Annotated in this window: 17 protein-coding genes and 2 pseudogenes; 10 read left to right on the forward strand and 9 right to left on the reverse strand. The window is 70.4% G+C overall.

Features of this window, described 5'->3' with window-relative positions; all coding sequences use genetic code 11:
• Window positions 1–26: 26 nt before the first annotated feature.
• A pseudogene (locus tag M2271_RS15270) lies at window positions 27–1,694 on the forward strand (streptophobe family protein); the annotation flags it as partial.
• Between the two features lie 1,449 nt (window positions 1,695–3,143).
• Window positions 3,144–4,379 carry a phosphoserine phosphatase SerB gene (serB, locus tag M2271_RS15275; protein WP_280887739.1) on the forward strand — a complete coding sequence of 412 codons (1,236 nt, stop codon included), beginning with the start codon at window positions 3,144–3,146 and terminating at the stop codon, window positions 4,377–4,379.
• Between the two features lie 82 nt (window positions 4,380–4,461).
• On the opposite strand, the gene M2271_RS15280 is transcribed toward serB, so the two are convergent.
• The 3 genes from M2271_RS15280 to M2271_RS15290 form a co-directional block, all read right to left on the reverse strand.
• Window positions 4,462–4,980, reverse strand: coding sequence for a histidine phosphatase family protein (locus M2271_RS15280; RefSeq protein WP_280887740.1), 519 nt, complete (start codon window positions 4,978–4,980; stop codon window positions 4,462–4,464).
• A gap of 65 nt (window positions 4,981–5,045) precedes the next feature.
• Window positions 5,046–5,252, reverse strand: coding sequence for a hypothetical protein (locus tag M2271_RS15285; RefSeq protein WP_280887741.1), 207 nt, complete (start codon window positions 5,250–5,252; stop codon window positions 5,046–5,048).
• A 181-nt stretch (window positions 5,253–5,433) separates the two neighbouring features.
• Window positions 5,434–5,550 carry an SGM_5486 family transporter-associated protein gene (locus M2271_RS15290; RefSeq protein ID WP_086023195.1) on the reverse strand — a complete coding sequence of 39 codons (117 nt, stop codon included), beginning with the start codon at window positions 5,548–5,550 and terminating at the stop codon, window positions 5,434–5,436.
• A gap of 152 nt (window positions 5,551–5,702) precedes the next feature.
• On the opposite strand from M2271_RS15290, the pseudogene M2271_RS15295 reads away from it, so the two are divergent.
• Window positions 5,703–5,884: pseudogene (locus M2271_RS15295) on the forward strand (GntR family transcriptional regulator); the annotation flags it as partial.
• Here the strand turns inward: M2271_RS15295 and M2271_RS15300 are convergent.
• The 4 genes from M2271_RS15300 to M2271_RS15315 form a co-directional block, all read right to left on the reverse strand.
• Window positions 5,868–6,236: a hypothetical protein gene (locus tag M2271_RS15300; protein WP_280887742.1), complete on the reverse strand. Its 369-nt coding sequence runs from the start codon at window positions 6,234–6,236 to the stop codon at window positions 5,868–5,870. The pseudogene M2271_RS15295 and the gene M2271_RS15300 sit on opposite strands and share 17 nt — an antisense overlap.
• Before the next feature lie 270 nt (window positions 6,237–6,506).
• Entirely contained in the window at window positions 6,507–7,274 is a 768-nt protein-coding gene (fabI, locus tag M2271_RS15305; protein WP_280887743.1) for an enoyl-ACP reductase FabI, read from the reverse strand.
• A gap of 5 nt (window positions 7,275–7,279) precedes the next feature.
• Entirely contained in the window at window positions 7,280–7,999 is a 720-nt protein-coding gene (fabG, locus tag M2271_RS15310) for a 3-oxoacyl-[acyl-carrier-protein] reductase (protein ID WP_280887744.1), read from the reverse strand.
• 303 nt (window positions 8,000–8,302) lie between these two features.
• Window positions 8,303–8,830: an ATP-binding protein gene (locus M2271_RS15315; RefSeq protein WP_280887745.1), complete on the reverse strand. Its 528-nt coding sequence runs from the start codon at window positions 8,828–8,830 to the stop codon at window positions 8,303–8,305.
• A 193-nt stretch (window positions 8,831–9,023) separates the two neighbouring features.
• On the opposite strand from M2271_RS15315, the gene M2271_RS15320 reads away from it, so the two are divergent.
• From M2271_RS15320 to tyrS, 5 genes are all read left to right on the forward strand, one after another.
• On the forward strand, window positions 9,024–9,893 hold the full coding sequence (locus M2271_RS15320) for a helix-turn-helix transcriptional regulator (protein WP_280887746.1): 870 nt from the start codon (window positions 9,024–9,026) through the stop codon (window positions 9,891–9,893).
• The gene (locus M2271_RS15325; RefSeq protein WP_280887747.1) at window positions 9,890–10,114 is read left to right on the forward strand and encodes a DUF397 domain-containing protein; all 225 of its coding nucleotides are present in this window, start codon (window positions 9,890–9,892) and stop codon (window positions 10,112–10,114) included. The genes M2271_RS15320 and M2271_RS15325 overlap by 4 nt, the downstream gene beginning before the upstream one ends.
• A 270-nt stretch (window positions 10,115–10,384) precedes the next feature.
• A complete protein-coding gene (locus tag M2271_RS15330) occupies window positions 10,385–11,908 on the forward strand; it encodes a TldD/PmbA family protein (protein WP_280887748.1) in 1,524 nt (507 codons plus the stop codon).
• A complete protein-coding gene (locus M2271_RS15335) occupies window positions 11,905–13,299 on the forward strand; it encodes a TldD/PmbA family protein (RefSeq protein ID WP_280887749.1) in 1,395 nt (464 codons plus the stop codon). The genes M2271_RS15330 and M2271_RS15335 overlap by 4 nt, the downstream gene beginning before the upstream one ends.
• 44 nt (window positions 13,300–13,343) lie before the next feature.
• Entirely contained in the window at window positions 13,344–14,612 is a 1,269-nt protein-coding gene (gene tyrS / locus M2271_RS15340; RefSeq protein ID WP_280887750.1) for a tyrosine--tRNA ligase, read from the forward strand.
• A gap of 159 nt (window positions 14,613–14,771) precedes the next feature.
• On the opposite strand, the gene M2271_RS15345 is transcribed toward tyrS, so the two are convergent.
• Entirely contained in the window at window positions 14,772–15,050 is a 279-nt protein-coding gene (locus M2271_RS15345) for a GlsB/YeaQ/YmgE family stress response membrane protein (protein ID WP_280887751.1), read from the reverse strand.
• 244 nt (window positions 15,051–15,294) lie between these two features.
• Here M2271_RS15345 and M2271_RS15350 point away from each other — a divergent pair, with 244 nt between their 5' ends.
• Window positions 15,295–15,678: a DUF3099 domain-containing protein gene (locus tag M2271_RS15350; RefSeq protein WP_280887752.1), complete on the forward strand. Its 384-nt coding sequence runs from the start codon at window positions 15,295–15,297 to the stop codon at window positions 15,676–15,678.
• Between the two features lie 239 nt (window positions 15,679–15,917).
• Window positions 15,918–16,136, forward strand: coding sequence for a hypothetical protein (locus M2271_RS15355; RefSeq protein WP_280887753.1), 219 nt, complete (start codon window positions 15,918–15,920; stop codon window positions 16,134–16,136).
• Between the two features lie 55 nt (window positions 16,137–16,191).
• Here the strand turns inward: M2271_RS15355 and moaA are convergent, their stop codons facing one another.
• Window positions 16,192–17,181, reverse strand: coding sequence for a GTP 3',8-cyclase MoaA (gene moaA, locus M2271_RS15360; RefSeq protein ID WP_280887754.1), 990 nt, complete (start codon window positions 17,179–17,181; stop codon window positions 16,192–16,194).
• Window positions 17,182–17,251: the final 70 nt, after the last annotated feature.

Below are 17,251 nucleotides of genomic sequence, written 5' to 3' on the forward strand. Positions count from 1 at the left end.
TCGGGGGGTCTGCCATGAGTGCGTCCATGAGTGCGTCCATGAGCGTTGAGACGACGCAGCACGGCACTCGGTTGCCGTGGGGTGACATCCTGCTCTCCGCGATCGCCTCCGTGAGCTGGGCGTTGATCGGGATGGCGGGCACGGCGGCGCTGGGCCTGCATCTGCTGGCGGCGGACACGGCGGGCTCGCTGGGGCCGATGACCGCGGCGGTGGTGGCCCTTGGGGCGGGTGGTTCCGTCACACCGTCCGGCGATGTGTCCGCGTTCGGTCTGACGGGCGCGGAGGCCGCGACCGCCATCGAGATCACGCCACTGGGGGTCAGCCTGGTGGGCGGGCTGCTGCTGTCGTGGTTCTTCCTACGCTCCCTCCGCACGGCCGGAGTTGTGATCGCCCCCTCCGAACTCCTCGCGCGCGCGGGCGCGGTGGTCGCGCTGTTCGTGGCGATGCTGGGTGGGCTGGCCTGGGCGGGGCACGACGTCATCACGATCGACGGGAGCTCGCTCGGGCTCGACGACCTGCCCGGCGGCGGTGGGGGCGGAGGCGGGGGCATCAAGATCCCCGGGGTGGGTGACATCGGGGACATCGGAGGGCTGCTGCCGGACAAGATCGGCGGCCTCATCGGCGCGAAGGCGGCGGTCGGTTTCACGGTGGACACCGCGCCGACGCTGCTCGGCGGAGTGGGCTGGTCCGCCGGGATCCTGCTGATCGCGCTGCTGGCCTCGCGCCGGACCCCGCTGCCGCGCGGCTGGGAGTCCCTGCACCGGGTGGTCCGGCCGGCCGTGTCCGCGCTCGTCACCGTGCTGCTGGTGGCGGTGGCCGCGGGGCTCGCGGCTGCGGCGTACGCGGCGATCGGGGACGACCATCCCCGGCGGATCGCCGGCGCTGCGCTGCTGGGCGCGCCGAACGGAGTCTGGCTGGGCATTCCCATCGGCCTGTTCGTCCCCTGGGACGGCAAGGCCACCGGCGAGCTGACCAGGCTTTTTCCGGACCCGTTGGACGACCTGCTGGGCAGCGGCCCCCACCAGTCCGTCACGATGGGCCGGCTGGCCGAGCTGGACGGGCGGGTGTGGCTGCTGGGGGTGGCGGCGGGGTTGATGATGCTGCTCGCGGGGGTGTTGACGGCTGCGCGGACGCCGGTGCGGGCGGGCGGGGGGTCGGTGGGGGGCTCTGCGGGGGCTGTGGGGGGCCCGACGGGGGCTGTGGAGGGTGGGGGGTCTGGTTCTGGACTGGGACTGGGACTGGGGCAGGGGCAGGGGCAGGGGCAGGATTCTGGTCTGAGGGCGCCTGCGGGGCGGCCGGATCCGGGGTCTGGCGGTGGCTGGGGTGCGGGTTCTGGGGGTGCTGCGTCTGCTGCGGGGGCGGGGTTCGCTGCGGGTGGTGGTGCGGGGGCAGGGTCTGGAGGTGTACGAGGGCCGGGTGTCCTTGGTTTCGCGGGGCGTTGTGCGCTGCGGCTGGGGGTCGCGACCGCGTTGACCCTGCCGTTGCTCGCATGGTTGACGGAGGTGTCGGTGGACGCGTCCATGTCCGTGCTGGGCTTCGACGCGTTCGGCGCCGGTGTCGACCTCCACGGGCACCTCGGTATGGCGTTGCTCCTCGGCGCGCTGTGGGGAGCGGCCGCGGGAACCCTCGGCGCTCTGCTCGCCCGCGCGACGGGTGCGGCCGGGCAGCGGGCGGCACCGCTGGCGCGGGGGGACGTGGTGGGGGTGCGGGGGTCTGGGGCGCCTGTCGCTGGGAGCGGCGCGGGTGCTCGATACGGGGGTGTGGCCGGGGGTCCGCCGCACGAGGGGGAGTCCTCGGGGCTGTACGCGGACGAGGCAGGGCGTCGGTACCCGGCTGAGGGCGGAGGACCGTACGGCGGGGCGTCCGGGCAGTCGTACGGAGGTGAGCCGGGGCGGCCGTACGGCGGGGAGCCTGGGCAGTCGTACGCCGGGGGACCTGGGCGGCCGTACGAAGGGGAGCCTGGGCAGTCGTACGCCGGGGGACCTGGGCGGCCGTACGAAGGGGGACCTGGGCGGCCGTACGAGGGTGACCCGGAGGGGCCCTATGAGCGTGACCCGGAGCGGCCCTATGAGCGTGAGTCGGGAGATCCGTACGCGGCGGAGCGTGGGCGTCCCTACGGCGGTGAGCCCGGGGGGCCGTACGCGGGAACCGGGAGGGCCGGAAGCGGTTCCTACGGGGGAGAGTCCGGGCGGGGCGCGTACCTCGGAGATGCCGGAGAGGCATACGCGGCAGATGCCGGAGAACCTCGCGCGAGTGGGCCCGGCGGGGGATACGCGGGAAAGCCCGGCGGGGCATACGCGGGTGAATCCGGGCCGTACTCGCCCCGCTCGCCGTACCGTCGGCCGCCGAATCCGGCCACCAATCCGTATCTGCGGGTGCCCGACGGGCTCCGGGAACCGGAGGACACGCGACCGCCCGAGGCGGGGCCGCCGCCCGGAGTTGGGCGGGCGCCCGAGAACGGGCCGTCCGGTGGGTCCCGAGGTCCCCGTGGGACCGACGCGAGCGACGCAGCCACGGGCGTTGGGGAGAGCGGTGGGACCGGGTCGGCCGGAAGTGCCGATGCCGGCAGGGGCGCCGGGGCAGGTGGGGAGGACATGTATGGCGCGCCCACAGTGGCCCGACCGGTCGGACCTCCTCCCCCGTCGCCCCGGTCGCCCCGGTCGCCCCGGCGGCCACGGTCCGGAGAGCGTCCAACGTCCACACCGGACGACGGGCCACCGCCACCACCGCCCCCTCCCCCACCACCGGGAAAGCCAAAGGGACGACGCTGATCCGCCGGGTCGGCGCGGCGCCGGCAATCCGACCCGCGCTCCCCCACCGACCCCCACCGGTCCGCACCCGCGGCCCGCACCCGCGGCCCGTACCGTCACAGCACCCGCCCGCCCACCCGGCCACCCCCCACAGAGTCGGCCCCACCCACACGCCCCCAGCCGCGCGCCCCCCTCACACGCCCGCTGGTCGCGCACCCCCGGCACCGAACCCGGCCCTCCCTCACCCCCACCGCACCCCGCACCGGCCCCCGCCCCGCGCACCCGTGGTCGACGCGTAACGACGGGGCCACCGATCCGCCACCCACTGTTCCGTGTCCGTCAGACGGACCTCGGGGGCGGCAGGCACTGCGTGCCAGATACGGTGGAACCACCATGACCGCTTCGCAGACTCCGCCCTATGAGCCCCCTGATGAGTCCTCTGACGTCCCCACCCTTCTCGTCAAGATCTTCGGGAAGGACAGGCCGGGCATCACGGCCGGACTCTTCGACACCCTCGCCGCCTACTCCGTCGACGTGGTCGACATCGAGCAGGTCGTCACCCGCGGCCGTATGGTGCTGTGCGCGCTCGTGACCGCGCCGGCCCGCGAGCTGGAAGGCAGTCTGCGGAGCACCGTCCACAGCTGGGCGGAGTCCATCAAGATGCAGGCGGAGATCATCTCCGGCCTCGGTGACAACCGGCCGCGCGGTCTGGGCCGTTCCCTGGTCACCGTCCTCGGGCATCCGCTGACGGCGGAGGCGACGGCGGCGATAGCCGCCCGGATCACCCGGTCCGGCGGCAACATCGACCGTATCTTCCGGCTGGCCAAGTACCCCGTGACGGCTGTTGAGTTCGCGGTGTCCGGCGTGGAGACGGAGCCCCTGCGCACCGCCCTGGTGACGGACGCGGCGGTGCTCGGTGTCGATGTCGCGGTGGTCGCGGCGGGCCTGCACCGACGGGCCCAGCGCCTGGTCGTGATGGACGTCGACTCGACGCTCATCCAGGACGAGGTGATCGAGCTCTTCGCCGCGCACGCCGGCTGTGAGGACGAGGTCGCCGAGGTGACCGCGGCGGCGATGCGCGGGGAGCTGGACTTCGAGCAGTCGTTGCACGCGCGCGTGGCGCTGCTGGAGGGGCTGGACGCCTCGGTGGTGGACAAGGTGCGCGCCGAGGTGCGGCTGACGCCGGGGGCGCGCACCCTGATCCGTACGCTGAAGAGGCTCGGTTTCCAAGTCGGTGTGGTCTCCGGTGGTTTCACCCAGGTGACCGACGACCTGAGGGAACGGCTGGGGCTGGACTTCTCCCAGGCCAACACGCTGGAGATCGTCGACGGGAAGCTGACCGGCAGGGTCACCGGCGAGATAGTGGACCGCGCGGGCAAGGCGCGGCTGCTGCGCCGGTTCGCCGCCGAGGCGGGCGTACCTCTGTCGCAGACGGTGGCGATCGGCGACGGCGCCAATGACCTGGACATGCTCAACGCGGCCGGGCTCGGGGTCGCCTTCAACGCCAAACCGGTGGTACGAGAGGCCGCGCACACCGCGGTGAACGTCCCCTTCCTGGACACGGTTCTCTATCTGCTGGGCATCACCCGCGAAGAGGTCGAGGCGGCGGACGCGCACGAGGAACAATGAGCGCCCAGCGCATGGGAGAGGGGCCCGGTGCCGTCACGACCATGTGACGCCGGGCCCCTCTCGCGTGTGGCGGGGGTCGGAGTCAGTCGGACGGCGCCCAGTAGTCGAGGAGGGTGCCCACGCCCGGCTCCAGGGACTTCCAGGAGCCGCTGAAGGACAGGATGGCGAAGGCGGCAGCCGGGAAGCCGCGGCTGCTCATCCTGTCCCGCGTGTCGCCCTCGGCTGAGCCGGCGAGCATGTCGGCGAGGCCCTGGATGCCCGGGTTGTGGCCGACCAGGAGGACGTTCTGCGCGTCGTCGGGTGTCTCGTTCAGCAGGGCGATCAGTTCGCCGGGCGAGGCCTCGTAGATCCGCTCCTCGTAGACCGTCTTCGGTCGCTGCGGGAATTCGTGGACGGCCAGCTTCCAGGTTTCGCGGGTCCGGGTCGCGGTGGAGCACAGGGCCAGGTCGATGGCGAGGCCGGTGTCGGTCAGCCTCCGTCCGGCTTCTGCCGCGTCCTTTCGGCCCCGATCGGCGAGTGGCCTCTCGTGGTCGGTGACCTGTGGCCAGTCGGCTTTCGCATGCCGGAAGAGGACGATCCTGCGGGATTCTGCGACGCTCATAGGATCCAGCTTCGCATGAAACAGGCCACGGGGCGCAGGTAGTTGGACGGCGGCCAAAGCCGTGTTCAGCGGGATATCAGCTGCTGGAGGTGCCCGAAGAGCCGGGTGATGGCCGGATCACCCGTTGCCGCCTGGGCGTCCGTCGGGTTCAGGATCAGCCCGAGCAGGACGATGAAGGCGAGCGTCGGCAGGGCGAGGGCCCACCAGGGCAACCGGATGTCGACGCCGCCCCGGGAGGCCGGGTGGGGCCGGGTGTGCGTAGGGGCCGACATGGGTGCCTCCGCTGGTCTTCGAGTGGTCCGCGGCCGCCCCTCGCGGCCACATCTCGAAGGTACGGAATCCGCGCCCCTCAACCCATCCGGTGATCCACCCAGTTGACCCTGACACTCGCCCCCTAGGGGATGGTGGGGCTAGCCCCACCATGGGCGGGCGATCGTCATAGGGAAGCGATCGTCACGGGGAGGCGATCGTCGCGATGATGGCGATGATCACGAAGATGGCGAAGAACGAGCCGAAGACCAGCAGCATCTTCTTCTGGCCGTTCTGGGGGTTCGGATCGAGCACTGGCATACGGCAAGTCTCGCACCCGTCCGTCACACCGGCTCTTCCGGGGTCCCGCACCGGTTCTTCAGGGCCCTGGTGCGACAGCCGGGTGGCGACGCGCGGGATGACGAACGCCAGATCTGCGCCGTCCAGCCCATGGTGATGTATGCGGCGGTGGCCTGGGCGAGGTGCTGCGGGGCTGGCTGCGCGAGGACGTCGGCGCGGAGCTCACGCCGGAGACGCACATGGACCACGCGCGGCTCGTCGACGCGATCCGCGCCGGTGACGCGGGGCGGCGGCCGCGGAGGCCGCCGGCTATCCGGTCCGGTGCCGTCCGGGCCGGTTCAGCGCTCCTGCCTGACCTGGTCCTCCTTGCGGTGGCCGACCCACACCGAGCGGACCTCCTTCCAGCAGCGGCCGGTCAGCCGTACGGTCTGCGCGGGCCCGGCCGCGACCGCGGCACCGTCACTGTCGATGTCCCACCACCGGTCACACTCGATGTGCAGGCTGACCCGGTCGACGGGCACATACGGGTTGTGGCAGTACGCGATCACATGGGAGCCGGTGACCTGACTGCGGCAGGTGGCGCCGAACGGCTCCGGGGTGACGGTCGTGTGTGCCTGCACGCGCGCGTGCGGCATCGCGTCGTACGGCAGGGACAGCACGAGACAGACCGCGACGGTCACTGGGGCCAGGCTTCGGGACAGGCGCACAAGGGGACCTCCTCGGCCGGGCTGGGGAGGGAAGAGCTTGGTGAACGTGTACTCCAGAGTGCCCAGTTGTGGGCACTGCCTGCCTGGTCGAGTGGGCCGGCCGAGTGAGGGCTGGGGCGACCGAGTGAGGATCGGGGCGACCGAGTGAGGGGCGGGCGACCTGGTGGGAAGTGACCCGGTGACGGGGGGCGCCCCAGTACCCAGGGAGGGGTGGGGCCCGCCTCCGTAAGGACGCGGGCCCCACCCCTCAGCCGAGCCACAGGGGCAGCGTCACGCACCGATCGCGTGCAGGCCGCCGTCCACGTGGATGATCTCGCCGGTGGTCTTCGGGAACCAGTCGCTCAGCAGGGCGACGATGCCACGGCCGGCCGGCTCCGGGTCCTTGAGGTCCCACTCCAGAGGGGAGCGGTTGTCCCACACGGCGGCCAGGTCGCTGAAGCCCGGGATGGACTTGGCGGCCATCGAGGCGAGCGGGCCCGCGGAGATGAGGTTGCAACGGATGTTCTGCTTGCCCAGGTCGCGGGCCACGTAACGGCTCGTGGCCTCCAGGGCGGCCTTCGCCGGGCCCATCCAGTCGTACTGCGGCCAGGCGTACTGCGCGTCGAACGTGAGGCCGACGACGGAGCCGCCGTTCTGCATCAGCGGCAGACAGGCCATGGTCAGCGACTTCAGGGAGTACGCCGAGACGTGCATGGCCGTGGCGACCGACTCGAAGGGCGTGTTGAGGAAGTTGCCGCCGAGGGCGTCCTGCGGTGCGAAGCCGATGGAGTGGACGACACCGTCGAGGCCGCCGAGCTCCTCGCCGACCAGGTCGGCGAGTCGGCCGAGGTGCTCGTCGTTGGTCACGTCGAGCTCGATGACCTTGGTGGGCTTGGGCAGCTTCTTGGCGATGCGCTCGGTCAGGGTGGGCCGCGGGAACGCGGTCAGGATGATCTCGGCACCCTGCTCCTGGGCCAGCTTGGCGGCGTGGAAGGCGATGGAGGACTCCATCAGCACACCGGAGATCAGGACGCGCTTGCCCTCGAGAATTCCGCTCATGGTGATCAGTGACCCATTCCCAGTCCGCCGTCAACAGGGATGACGGCTCCAGTGATGTACGAGGCGTCGTCCGAGGCGAGGAACCGCACCGTCGCGGCGACTTCCTCCGGCTGCGCGTACCGGCCGAGCGGCACCTGCGACACGATGCCGGCACGCTGCTCGTCGGTGAGCACCTTGGTCATGTCGGTGTCGACGAAGCCGGGCGCGACAACGTTGAAGGTGATGTTGCGGGATCCCAGCTCACGGGCGAGGGAACGCGCGAAGCCGATCAGGGCGGCCTTGGAGGCGGCGTAGTTCGACTGGCCGGGAGCACCGTACAGCCCGACCACCGAGGAGATCAGGACGACACGGCCCTTCTTGGCGCGCAGCATGGCGCGGTTGGCGCGCTTGACGACCCTGAAGGTGCCGGTGAGGTTGGTGTCGACGACCGAGGTGAAGTCCTCCTCGGACATCCGCATCAGCAGCTGGTCCTTGGTGATCCCGGCGTTGGCGATCAGCACCTCGACCGGGCCGTGCGCGGCCTCGATCTCCTTGTAGGCCTGCTCCACCTGCTCGGAGTCGGTGATGTCGCACCTGACGGCCAGGCAGCCCAATTCTGTGAGGGCGGCCGGCGGCTCACCGGAGCGGTAGGTGATGGCGACCTTGTCGCCGGCGTCGGCGAACGCGCGGGCGATGGCGAGGCCGATGCCCCGGTTGCCTCCGGTGACGAGAACCGAGCGGCTCAACGGATCACCCTTTCGATAGCGGTCTGACACGCCCGCCGGAACAGCTGGATGGCAGGCGGCTTCCCCGAAAACCTATCGGTCAGCTCCCCACCGCGGGGAATCGGGCACCGACAGTCACTTCGGGGACTCACTGTCGGGTTTCTACAGTCGGCCGCCCGGTCAACCCGCCATTCCGGGGGCGTGAGCGTAGATCACCAGTCGTCCGCCTCGCGCTCGGCCAGGAGCAGCGCCAGGGAGTCGACGTCCTCCGGCACCTCGTAGTGCTCGACAGGGCACATTGGTCCGGACCGGCACGTCGAAGCCTCAGACGAAACAGTCCGCCGGAATCCGGCACCGGATCTGCTTCCCGATCGGCGACCGGCACACATGCCATCCCGGTGCGAGCAGATCCAGCAGTCCCAGCCCGCGCCCCGACTCGGCCTCCGGGTCGTGCAGGGCGATCCCGCACGGTCTCGGCAGCACGCGCGGGTCCGGGTCGTGGACGTTGACCGCGATCCCGAACACGGCCACGTACACCTCCACCACCAGCGGTACGTGATCCCCACAGGCCCGCACCGAATTGCCGGCCAGCTCCGACACGACCAGCTGTGCCGCCTCGGCGGCCTCCGGGTCGGCGCCGTAGTCCGCCAGCACCTTGACGGTCAGCCCGCGCAGGAGACGGAAGGCCCCGGCGGACGCACTGAGGTGCGCGGCGAAGCCCTGGTTGCGGTGGCGGAGGTAGAGGCCCGGGGCCGGCGGAGGGAGGGGGTGGAGGAGCCGGGGGTCGGCCTCTTCGCCGGGGTCGCGGAAGTGGGTGGGTGCGGGAAGGTGGGTTTTGGTGGGGTCGGGCATGGGGCCTCCGGCCTGGGATGTGCGCGGGTGCGGTGGGCGTTCCGCCGCTGTGCGGGCAAGTGGCCTTCAGCGGCGCCTCCTTGAGATCGAGCATGCAGCATGGACGATTTGACTCGCAAGTTTGTCACCGGAATTGATGGTTGGATAGTTTGTTCTATCGACTTGCGCAACAGTCGAGTGGAAGACTCCCGACATGCCAAACGTGCGACCCGTACCCACCGTCCGACGCCGACGCCTCGGCGAAGCCCTCCGCCGCTACCGGAACACCGCCGGGCTGACACTCGACGCGGCAGCCGAGGCCATGGGGTGGATCGGTCCCAAGTTGTCCCGGATCGAGACGGCGAACGCCCACATCCGACCCACGGAGGTGTCGCCCCTGCTGAAGGTGTACGACATCGACGACCCCGAAGTGATCGCCGCTCTGGAAGGGCTGGCCAAGGACGCCCGCAAGCAAGGCTGGTGGCAGACGTACAGCGGGATCGTGTCGCCCAGCTACGCGGACTACATCTCGTTGGAATCCGACGCCGAGAGCGTCCATGAGTTCGCCCCGCTCCTGATCCCGGGTCTTCTGCAAACCGCCGCGTACGCGCGCGAAACCATCGCTGCCAACGCCATTACCCGCACGCCTGAGGAAGTCGCCGCCCTCGCGGAGGTCCGTCAGGCCCGCCAGGCGGTACTCACGCGTACCGGGCACCCCTTGAAGGTGTGGGCGGTCATTCACGAGGCTGTCCTGCATCAACGTTTCGCCGTGCGCCCCACCACCATGCGCGACCAGCTACGACGCCTGCTGGACACCTCCGAGATGCCCAACGTGACGCTTCAGGTCATGCCGCTCGACGCCACTCCCCACCCGGGGAGCGTGGGCGGCTTCAGCCTCGTCGGCTTCCCCGGCCCCATGCCGGACGTCGTGCTGCTGGAGAATCTCATCGGATCGTCTTACGTTGAGGGCATCAGCGAAGTACGCACTTTCGCCGACGCCTTCGAACGCATCGTCGCCACTGCCCTGCCGACCGATGATTCGTTGGCCCTGATCGCCCGGATGGAAGAGAGACAACGCAAGTGAGCGACGAGCGCAAGGCGGAGCTGTACGCCTACGACCTCTCGGCGGCCGTCTGGTGCAAGGCGTCCGCCAGCGGCGGCGAGGGCAACTGCGTCGAAGTCGCCAACCTCCCCGGCGGCGGCAAAGCCGTGCGCGACTCGAAGCGTCCCGAGGTCGAGCCCTTGCGGTACACCGCGTCCGAGTGGGCCGCGTTCCGCGAGGGCGTGATCTCCGGGGAACTCTGATCCGACGCGCACGCCGATGGCCGCCTCCGAGGAGTACGGGAGGCGGCCATCGGCGTGTCTCAGGACCGGAAGTCGAGCTGTTCGTCGACCCCGAGCTCGGTGACGTTGAACAGGGCGAGCCGCCGGACTCGGCCGCCTTCTCCCTCTCCCCGTAGATGGTGAGGATCCGTTGTCCTGCTGACCTGAATCCGCTGGAAGCCAGGTTGTCGGCGCTGCATGATTCACTGCGACATGAATACATCTCGCCCACGGTGACAAGGGAGGCCGCTCGTGGCCCACGAGGTCGATCAGTCGTTCCTGGCGCTGCCACTTCGCGCCCTGGCCGACGCAGCGCTGGCACGCGCGCGTGCGCTGGGCGCGGAGCACGCGGACTTCCGGCTCGAACGGGTCCGCAGCGCGTCCTGGCAGCTGCGGGACGCCAAGCCCTCCGGGTCGTCGGACACCACCGACCTCGGATACGCGGTGCGGGTCGTGCACGGCGGGACGTGGGGGTTCGCGTCGGGGGTCGACCTGACCCTCGACGCCGCCGCCAAGGTCGCCTCGCAGGCCGTCCAGATGGCCAAGCTGTCCGCGCAGGTGATCAAGGCGGCCGGGTCCGACGAGCGCGTCGAGCTCGCCGGCGAGCCCGTGCACGCGGACAGGACGTGGGTCTCGTCGTACGAGATCGATCCCTTCACCGTGCCCGACGAGGAGAAGTCGGGGCTGCTCGCGGAGTGGAGCGCGCGGCTGCTGGCCGCCGACGGCGTCAACCACGTCGACGCCTCGCTGCTCACCGTCCACGAGAACAAGTTCTACGCCGACACCGCCGGGACCGTCACCACCCAGCAGCGCGTCCGGCTGCACCCGCAACTGACGGCCGTGTCGGTGGACGAGTCGAGCGGCGAGTTCGACTCCATGCGCACCATCGCGCCGCCCGTCGGACGGGGCTGGGAGTACCTCACGGGCACCGGCTGGGACTGGGACGCGGAGCTGGCTCGGATCCCCGAACTGCTCGCCGAGAAGATGCGGGCGCCCAGCGTCGAGGCGGGCGTGTACGACCTGGTCGTCGACCCGTCCAACCTGTGGCTGACCATCCACGAGTCCATCGGGCACGCCACCGAGCTGGACCGGGCGCTGGGCTACGAGGCCGCGTACGCCGGTACCTCCTTCGCCACCTTCGACCAGCTGGGCAAGCTGCGCTACGGCTCCGAGCTGATGAACGTCACCGGCGACCGCACCGCCGAGCACGGCCTGGCGACCATCGGGTACGACGACGAGGGCGTCGAGGGCCAGTCCTGGGACCTGGTCAAGGAAGGCACCCTGGTCGGCTACCAGCTGGACCGGCGGATCGCCCGGCTGACCGGGTTCGAGCGCTCCAACGGGTGCGCGTTCGCCGACTCCCCCGGGCACGTGCCCGTACAGCGCATGGCCAACGTGTCGCTCCAGCCGGATCCGGCCGGGATGTCCACGGAGGATCTGATCGGCGGGGTGGAGCGCGGGGTCTACGTCGTCGGTGACCGGTCCTGGTCGATCGACATGCAGCGCTACAACTTCCAGTTCACCGGGCAGCGGTTCTTCAAGATCGAGAACGGGCGGATCGCCGGGCAGCTGCGGGACGTCGCGTACCAGGCGACGACCACCGACTTCTGGGGTTCCATGGCCGCGGTGGGCGGCCCGCAGACATACATCCTGGGCGGCGCCTTCAACTGCGGCAAGGCCCAGCCGGGGCAGGTCGCGGCGGTCTCGCACGGCTGTCCGACTGCTCTGTTCCGGGGAGTCAACATCCTTAACACCACGCAGGAGGCCGGTCGATGAGTCCTCGTACGTACAAGCCGCACGAGATCGTCGAGCGCGCCCTCGAACTGTCCCGGGCCGACGGCTGCGTGGTGATCGCCGACGAGCAGTCGACCGCCAACCTGCGCTGGGCGGGCAACGCGCTCACCACGAACGGGGTCACCCGCGGGCGCACACTCACCGTCATCGCAACCGTCGACGGCCGGGAGGGCACCGCCTCCGGGGTGGTGTCGCGGTCCGCCGTGACCCCGGAGGAACTGGAACCCCTGGTCCGGGCCGCCGAGACCGCGGCGCGCGGGGCGGGGGCCGCCGAGGACGCACGGCCGCTGGTCACGGGTGTACCGGAGTCGCCCGACTTCCAGGACGCGCCCGCCGAGACCTCGTCCGTCGTGTTCGCCGACTTCGCGCCGGCGCTCGGTGAGGCCTTCGCACGCGCGCGTGCCGGCGGCCGCGAGCTGTACGGCTTCGCCAACCACGAGCTGGTCTCCAGCTACCTCGGTACGTCGACGGGGCTGCGGCTGCGGCACGACCAGCCCAACGGGACGCTGGAGCTGAACGCCAAGTCCCCGGACCGTACCCGCTCGGCGTGGGCGGGCCGCTCCACGCGGGACTTCAAGGACGTCGACCCGGCGGCGCTGGACGCCGAGCTCGCCGTACGCCTCGGCTGGGCGGAGCGGCGGATCGAGCTGCCCGCCGGGCGGTACGAGACGCTGCTGCCGCCGACCGCCGTGGCGGACCTGCTGATCTACCAGATGTGGTCGGCGTCGGGCCGGGACGCGGTCGAGGGGCGCACGGTGTTCTCCAAGCCGGGCGGCGGCACGCGCCTGGGCGAGAAGCTGAGCGAGCTGCCGCTGACGCTGCGCAGCGATCCGAACGAGCCGGGCCTTGAGTCCGCTCCCTTCGTCCTCGCGCACTCGTCCGGCGGCGACTCGTCGGTGTTCGACAACGGGCTGCCGCTGGCCGCCACCGACTGGGTGCGCCAGGGCGAGCTGACCAACCTGCTGACCAGCCGGCACAGCGCGGACCTGACCGGGCTGCCGGTGGCGCCCGCGATCGACAACCTGATCCTCGCCGGGGGCACGGACACGTCCCTGGAGGAGATGGTCGCGAACACCGAACGCGGGCTGCTGCTGACCTGCCTCTGGTACATCCGCGAGGTCGACCCGGCCACGCTGCTGCTCACCGGCCTGACCCGGGACGGTGTCTATCTCGTCGAGAACGGCGAGGTGAGCGGCGAGGTGAACAACTTCCGGTTCAACGAGTCGCCGGTCGACCTGCTGGGGCGGGCGACGGAGGCGGGGCGCACGGAAAAGACGCTGCCCCGGGAGTGGAGTGACTGGTTCACTAAAGCTGCGATGCCCGCACTGAGGGTGCCGGACTTCAACATGAGCTCTGTCAGCCAGGGCGTATAACCTCGTACCTGATTCACGAGCCCACTCAAGGAGATACGAGAACCGTGACGGACATCGTCGACGAGCTGAAGTGGCGTGGGCTGTGGGCCCTGTCCACCGACGAGGACGCTTTGCGCAAGGCGCTCGCGGACGGTCCCGTCACCTTCTATTGCGGTTTCGACCCGACCGCGGCCAGTCTCCACGTCGGCCACCTGGTGCAGGTCCTCACCATGCGCCGGCTCCAGCAGGCGGGTCTGCGTCCGCTGGCCCTGGTAGGCGGGGCGACCGGTCAGATCGGCGACCCGCGCCCGACGGCCGAGCGCACGCTGAACGACCCGGAGACGGTCGCGAACTGGGTGACCCGGCTGCGGTCGCAGATCGAGCCGTTCCTGTCCTTCGAGGGCGAGAACGCCGCGGTGATGGTGAACAACCTGGACTGGACGGCCGGCCTGTCGGCCATCGAGTTCCTCCGTGACATCGGCAAGCACTTCCGGGTCAACAAGATGCTCACCAAGGACTCGGTCGCCCGGCGCCTGGAGTCCCAGGAGGGCATCAGCTACACGGAGTTCAGCTACCAACTGCTCCAGGGCATGGACTTCCTGGAGCTGTACCGGCGGTACGACTGCACGCTCCAGCAGGGCGGCAGCGACCAGTGGGGCAACCTCACGGCGGGCCTCGACCTGATCCACAAGCTGGAGCCCGAGGCCGAGGCGCACTGCCTGGCGACGCCGCTGATGGTCAAGGCGGACGGCACCAAGTTCGGCAAGACCGAGGGCGGCGCCGTCTGGCTCGACCCGGAGATGACGACGCCGTACGCGTTCTACCAGTTCTGGCTGAACGTGGACGACCGGGACATCTCGACCTACCTGCGCATCCTGTCCTTCCAGTCCCGTGAGGAGCTGGAGGAACTGGAGAAGCAGACCGAGGAGCGGCCGCAGGCCCGTGCCGCTCAGCGCGCGCTCGCCGAGGAGCTGACGACGCTGGTGCACGGCGCCGACCAGACCGCCGCGGTGATCGCCGCGTCGAAGGCGCTCTTCGGCCAGGGCGAGCTGGCGGAACTCGACGAGAAGACGCTGGCCGCGGCCCTGTCCGAAGTGCCGCACGTCCAGGTCTCCGAGCTTGGTCCGGTGGTCGATCTGTTCGCCGAGGTCGGTCTGGTCGCCAGCAAGTCGGCCGCCCGTCGGACAGTCAAGGAGGGCGGTGCCTACGTGAACAACGCGAAGGTCACCACCGAGGACGCGGTTCCCGCCACGGAGGATCTGTTGCACGGGCGCTGGCTGGTACTGCGCCGGGGCAAGAAGAACCTGGCGGCGGTCGAGGTCACGGGGTCCTAGCCAGGGTCCTGGCCAGGGGGCCCGGCCACGGGTTCCGGAACGCGAGAACACGGATCCTGAACGCGGGAACGCGGGTTCCTGGACACGGCGGCGGGGCGGTCTCCCTGGTGGGAGGCCGCCCCGTCGTGGTGGGAGGCCGCCCCGCCGTGCTGTCCGTCCTCAGACGGTGCGTTTGTCGCGGCCGAGCGTCGCCATGTACGCCATGTCGCCCAGGGCGACGATCACGATCGCGGCGATCAGCTGGAACAGGTGCCGCATCCAGTCGATGCCGGAGGTGGCGTCGACGCCGAGCGCACGGGCGATCGCGTTGCCGACGATGGCGCCGAGCATGCCGAAGATGGTGGTCAGCCAGAGCGGGCTGTGCTGCTTGCCGGGGATGATCGCTTTCGCGAGCAGACCCAGCACGAATCCCACGATGATCGCCCACAACCAGCCCATGGCTGCCTCCTCATACGGCTCGACGTGAGCATTACGCCCAGTGTCCGCCCGCATACGGTACGTCGCATGCCGGGGGCCGCTGCACGCGGTACGGCCGAGTCCGTTCGTCCTGGTTGGAGGCGCCCCGGTCTCGTTGGCAGCGCAGGCGCGGCGTACCGTGGGAGGTGTCCGGGTCCCGTCCCCCGACCGGGATCGGACCTGGTGCGGGACGGGGAGATGCGATGCGGGCGGATGGTGGAATGTGATGCGGAAGCAGCATGGCGGCGGCAACGTCCAGGTGTTCCGGATCACCGGAGCCCGGACGGGCCTCCAGGAGGACGTGAAAGGACGGCAGCGCAGGTACGTCATCTCGATGACGATCCGTACGATCGCGGTGATCCTCGCAGCCACCCTGTGGAACGTGGAACGGCACGTCGCGATCGTCGCGCTGGTGCTCGGCGTGGTTCTGCCCTATATCGCCGTGGTTGTCGCCAACGCGGGTCGGGAGAACGCGCCGTCGCTTCCGTCGACGTTCGTGACCGCGCCGACTCCGCCGATGATCGATCCTCCAGGTGCGGAGAACACCTCCGAAAACGGAGCGGATGATCCGGCGCCGGGTGCGCGGAACGAGGGGCGCGACCGGGCGTGACAGGCGCGTCCCGGGTGGGCGCCACGCACGTGGAAGTCAGTCTCGCAAGCGGAAGTCGATTACCCGCCAAGCTCAAGAAAGCTCAGATCAATCATGTTGTTCCGGTGCCGGGCGGCGGGTCACCCGTGACATACTTTGTAGGCGCTCCGCATCCCCCGTCGGAGCGACAGACCGACGCCGGGCAGCTCCCCCCGTGGCTGCTCGGCGTCGCCTTTTCTGTGAGCCTGTGAGACGAACCAGTGAGTGACGAGACCCCGTTCTGTTCCGCCAAGGGCTGCCGTGCCGACGCGGTGTGGGTGCTCGCGTGGAACAACCCGAAGCTGCATACGCCGGAGCGTCGCAAGACATGGCTGGCGTGCGAGGAGCATCGCGAGCATCTGTCGCAGTTCCTCGGTGTGCGGGGGTTCCTGAAGGACGTGGTCCTGCTGACGGAATGGGAGTCCGGGGAAGGGGCCTGACCCCGGCCTCTTGCCGGTCGCGGCACCAGCCCAGCACTATGTCGCGGTCGCGGCACTAGCCTCCGATGGCTGACATCGGTCGGTCCGGCTGGACGAACGTCGGGTCGTCCAGTCCCGCGCCCGCCTTCTTGCCCCACATCGCCAGGCGCCAGATGCGGGCGATCTCCTCGTCGGGAGCGCCGGAGCGCAGGGCCGCGCGCAGGTCGGTCTCCTCGCGGGCGAACAGACAGGTGCGTATCTGGCCGTCGGCCGTCAGACGGGTGCGGTCGCAGGCCGCGCAGAACGGGCGGGTGACGGAGGCGATGACACCCACGCGGTGCGGGCCGCCGTCGACGATCCAGCGCTCGGCGGGGGCCGAGCCGCGTTCTTCGGAACCCTCCTCGGTGAGCTCGAAGCGGGTGCGCAGGGAGGCGAGGATGTCGCCCGCGGTGACCATGCCGTCGCGCTTCCAGCCGTGCTGGGCGTCCAGGGGCATCTGCTCGATGAAGCGCAGTTCGTAGGCGTGCTCCACCGCCCAGGCCAGCAGGTCCGGGGCCTCGTCCGCGTTCAACCCCGGCATCAGGACCGCGTTGACCTTGACCGGGGTCAGGCCGGCGTCGCGAGCGGATTCCAGGCCGGCGATGACGTCCTGGTGGCGGTTGCGGCGGGTGAGCGTCTTGAAGACGTCGGGCCGCAGCGTGTCCAGGGAGATGTTGACCCGGTCCAGGCCTGCCGCCTTCAGGGCGGTCGCGGTGCGCTTGAGGCCGATGCCGTTGGTGGTGAGGGACATCTGGGGGCGCGGCTCCAGGGCGGCGACCCGCTCGACGATGCCGACCAGGCCCGGACGCAGCAGGGGCTCGCCGCCGGTGAAGCGGACCTCCTCGATGCCGAGGGAGGTGACGGCGATGTCGATCAGGCGGACGATCTCGTCGTCCGTGAGCAGGTCCGGCTTGGCCAGCCACTGCAGGCCCTCCTCGGGCATGCAGTAGGTGCACCGCAGATTGCAGCGGTCGGTCAGCGAGACCCTCAGGTCGGTGGCCACTCGGCCGTAGGTGTCGATGAGCACGTGGGCCCCCTCCCTCGCAGATCACATCTGGCGGATCACAAGTAGCGGATCACAGTATTCGATATACGTG

Source organism: Streptomyces sp. LBL, assembly GCF_029893585.1.
Lineage (GTDB): Bacteria > Actinomycetota > Actinomycetes > Streptomycetales > Streptomycetaceae > Streptomyces.

Excerpts from the sequence above, each read along its gene's own strand:
- M2271_RS15285 (WP_280887741.1), bottom strand. The coding sequence starts at position 5,252 with ATGTCGGCCCCTACGCACACCCGGCCCCACCCGGCCTCCCGGGGCGGC.
- fabI (WP_280887743.1), bottom strand. The coding sequence starts at position 7,274 with ATGAGCGGAATTCTCGAGGGCAAGCGCGTCCTGATCTCCGGTGTGCTG.
- M2271_RS15280 (WP_280887740.1), bottom strand. The coding sequence starts at position 4,980 with ATGAGCGTCGCAGAATCCCGCAGGATCGTCCTCTTCCGGCATGCGAAA.
- serB (WP_280887739.1), top strand. The coding sequence starts at position 3,144 with ATGACCGCTTCGCAGACTCCGCCCTATGAGCCCCCTGATGAGTCCTCT.
- M2271_RS15315 (WP_280887745.1), bottom strand. The coding sequence starts at position 8,830 with ATGCCCGACCCCACCAAAACCCACCTTCCCGCACCCACCCACTTCCGC.
- M2271_RS15290 (WP_086023195.1), bottom strand. The coding sequence starts at position 5,550 with ATGCCAGTGCTCGATCCGAACCCCCAGAACGGCCAGAAGAAGATGCTG.
- M2271_RS15350 (WP_280887752.1), top strand. The coding sequence starts at position 15,295 with ATGCGGAAGCAGCATGGCGGCGGCAACGTCCAGGTGTTCCGGATCACC.
- M2271_RS15335 (WP_280887749.1), top strand. The coding sequence starts at position 11,905 with ATGAGTCCTCGTACGTACAAGCCGCACGAGATCGTCGAGCGCGCCCTC.
- M2271_RS15345 (WP_280887751.1), bottom strand. The coding sequence starts at position 15,050 with ATGGGCTGGTTGTGGGCGATCATCGTGGGATTCGTGCTGGGTCTGCTC.
- M2271_RS15320 (WP_280887746.1), top strand. The coding sequence starts at position 9,024 with ATGCCAAACGTGCGACCCGTACCCACCGTCCGACGCCGACGCCTCGGC.